Raw genomic sequence first — 3,396 nt, forward strand, 5'->3', positions numbered from 1 at the left:
CTTGCCAGAAATTTCTTGGCTGCCGTCCACCTCGCCGCCATCGTCGCATATTGGATCAATTGAGTCTGAACCCTAGCTAGTCATCTGGAACGCAAGTTCGTGACATTAGTTGATCGCTCGAATCTTTAGAGAGGAGAGCGCTCGTGGCGAATGCACGTGGAAAAGGTCGACCGATTGCGCCGTTGTTGCTGAGTCCGCAGGAGCGGGCGTACTTGGAGAGGCAAGTTCGTCGTCATCGTGTAGCCCGATCGCTATCTGAGCGGTGCCGTGCGATCCTGCGATGTGCAGATGGTCTGCCAAGCAAGTCTGTGGCTGCCGAGCTTGGCATGCATGAACACACCGTTGGCAAGTGGCGCCGCCGATTCTTGAAGGATCGCTGTGATGGCCTGCTTGACGAAGCCCGCCCTGGCCGTCCTCGAACAATCGACGACGATCAGGTTGCTGAGGTAATCGAGCGGACATTGCGTACGACGCCGTCCGACGCGACGCACTGGTCGATCCGCTCGATGGCTGCGGAAACTGGCTTTTCTCACACCACGATCTGTCGGATGTGGACAGCGTTCGGCTTGCAGCCGCACCGCAGCCAGACATTTAAACTGTCGAGCGATCCGCTATTCGTCGATAAGGTGCGCGATATTGTTGGGCTTTACCTGTCCCCACCGAACCGAGCCGTTGTCCTCAGTGTCGATGAGAAAAGCCAGATCCAGGCGCTCGATCGCGAGCAGCCAGTCTTGCCGATGATGCCTGGGGTGCCGGAACGTCGCACGCACAGCTATGTGCGGCACGGTACGACCACGCTGTTTGCCGCGCTCGATGTCGCTTCCGGCTTCGTCATTGGCAAATGCTACAAGCGCCATCGGGCGGTCGAGTTCTTGAAGTTCCTCAAAGAGATCGACGCTCAAATCCCTGAGGGGCTCGCTGTCCATATCGTCATGGACAACTACGCCACCCACAAGACACCCAGGATCAAAGCGGGGCTCGCTCGCCGGCCGCACTATCATGTCCACATCACGCCGACTTCTGCGTCATGGATCAATCAGATCGAGCGCTGGTTCGCTGAACTCACCAGAAAGCAGATCCAGCGAGGTGTTCACACCTCCGTCAGGCAGCTCGAGGCCGACATCCGTACCTTCATCGAACTGGCACAACGATAACCCGAAGCCCTTCAAGTGGACCAAGTCCGCAGACCAGATCTTGGCTTCCGTCAAACGCTTCTGCCAAAAAGCCCAGCAGACTTTATGTGGCGAACTTTAGATTCACGTGACTAGCGAGTGGCAGGGACAGCACTTTATTGGTCCACCTCAAAGCGTCGAGTCAAGTGGCCGCTAACGTTCCCGCTGTTTAGGTCGCGCGGCTGCCACCGTGAGTCCGGTGTGATCCCTGAGGCTATCGACTACCGTGACCGCCGCTTCGAGTTCATCTCGAAGACGCTTCGTAATCCGCAGAATGCTGCTCGCGAGCTCCTCGCGGCTGATTTCTGCACCGTGAGCAACTTTTTCTTCGAGGTCGCGTATAGCTTCGTCGATCTTGTGCAGCGAGAATGTGCTAGGCATCATCCGGCTCCGTCCTGATTGAGGGTCGGGCATCCGCCGAACCACGGTGGAAAATGCGTCCGCTACACGGTGAAGTAAAGCGGGTGGCGTAGCGGGAAAATCTGCCCCATCTCGTCTGAGCGCCTCGAATTCGGATAAGGTCGAAAGCGGGCAATCCGCCACCGCGTCCATTTTTGAGCAGATAACTTCAACCCGGGATCGCCAATCGGCCAGCTGTTCTTCAGTTCGCTGTGGGCCGTACGTGTCTTCTGCCGGTGTATGGCTTGGCCTACGGACGTAGTCCGTGAATGCTTGGATTGCCACTTCGGTCCTGGGCAAGGCGTTACTCCTATGAGCGGAGCCAGCTCGAACAGTTACAGGCCGAGCATTTTATACAGGCACGCGGGGACGCGGCAACCCCCTCGTGCTGGTAGGTGCTCTCCAACTGTTCTCAGAATACAAATTGGTAGCATCTTGAGAATTTCAGCCTCTCGGGAGCAAAGGTGGCCAGCCTCAGTCTTCGAGGACGGGCTGGCCACCATCGCTTGCGACGCCACCTTGCAGGTCCAAACGGAATGCACACGTTGGAGCGACACACCACCTCTCTACGCTCGCAGGCGCTTGCGGTGCTTGCAGCCAATCAGGCCCGGGCGGCCGATCAGTCTTTGAGCCTGGCAGATCGACAAGTCGCGACGTTTAATGCTGAGGAGGCCCAGGCGCTGCTCAGCATCCTCGATTGCGTGAAGCTCGAACTCGGGCCTGAGGAGACACGGAAGATCGCATCGCGCATACGCGCGCTTCTAGAGGACCCACGGAGGAGCCAACCGATTCGAGTGGCGTGCTTGTAGGGTTTACTTGGAACACGACGAGTCCGTTTCTTGGCGCGTTTAGAGGAATCAAGCCACTCTTTCGGTGTCCGCACATTTTACCAAGTTAGTGGTGAGCCCGGCTGGACTTGAACCAGCAACGAGACCACTATGAGCGTACGCGTCCGGTGACGACTTCACCGGCTTACGATTACCCACATCTTTGAGTCAGAGCTTCGCTCCCGTTGCGATATCGATGAATGGCCCCATCCCTCCCGGTCCTGGCGCGCGAGGATAGCGCGTCCGATGTTCCAATAGAGCAGGATCAGCTCACGGTTAGAGCGGCCCGATGCCGCGCCTCCGCGATCTTCCGTTTAAGGTCGCTGACGAACGCCGAATAGCTTTCGGTGTCAATTTCGGTCGTTGGCTTGGCCCCTTTTCGGGCCGAGAGGGATTCGGAAGGTCGCTTGCTCATGCGGCCACCTTCAAGCGCTTCTACGCCAGCATGGCGCGCACGAACTTGTCCCACTTTGCCATTCCCGCGCGCTTCTCGGGCATGTAATGCCAGCGATCATAGTTCTTGGAACTGACGTCCTGGAGCGCATGATTTTGCAGGCGATCTCGAATTTCTTTGGACAGGCCCGGCCTTGCCGGCCAGGGTCTTGAAGGTTCGCCGGAGGTCCCGATTTGTTGCGTAGGGGATCACGCCGCGGTCCCGCTGACGCCAAACAAAGCTATAGAGCGTACCGTGGCTCACGGGCTTGGATGGGTCCTTTGCTGAGGGAAAGAACCAGCCGTACTTATTTGGCTTGATCGACTCAATCAATTCGACGGCGATCGATGGCGCAGGAACAGCGTGCGGCTGAAGGTTTTCGGTCTTGGACCAATCGATGATCTTCTCCGGCGCATCCCATTGATCGACATGCAGGCGCGCGATTTCCTCGACGCGTTGACCAGTCAGCATGATCAGCTGCACGGCGCGAGGATAGGAGGGATGAACCGGCGTATCGGGGCATTCCAGCCAGCGATAGAGTTGGAGCCAGCGCGTGCCCTGGACC

The 3,396-nt window shown here is 58.0% G+C and carries 1 protein-coding gene and 2 pseudogenes; 1 reads left to right on the top strand and 2 read right to left on the bottom strand.

Features of this window, described 5'->3' with window-relative positions; all coding sequences use genetic code 11:
• The first annotated feature begins 143 nt into the window (after window positions 1-143).
• A pseudogene (locus tag XI03_RS01765) lies at window positions 144-1,254 on the top strand (IS630 family transposase).
• A gap of 71 nt (window positions 1,255-1,325) precedes the next feature.
• On the opposite strand, the gene XI03_RS01770 reads toward XI03_RS01765, so the two are convergent.
• Together XI03_RS01770 and XI03_RS01775 are read right to left on the bottom strand one after the other, a co-directional pair.
• Window positions 1,326-1,871 carry a hypothetical protein gene (locus tag XI03_RS01770; protein ID WP_271591126.1) on the bottom strand — a complete coding sequence of 182 codons (546 nt, stop codon included), beginning with the start codon at window positions 1,869-1,871 and terminating at the stop codon, window positions 1,326-1,328.
• A gap of 962 nt (window positions 1,872-2,833) precedes the next feature.
• Window positions 2,834-3,396: pseudogene (locus XI03_RS01775) on the bottom strand (site-specific integrase); the annotation flags it as partial.

It is taken from the genome of Bradyrhizobium sp. CCBAU 65884 (genome assembly GCF_028128835.1).
GTDB lineage: Bacteria > Pseudomonadota > Alphaproteobacteria > Rhizobiales > Xanthobacteraceae > Bradyrhizobium > Bradyrhizobium ottawaense.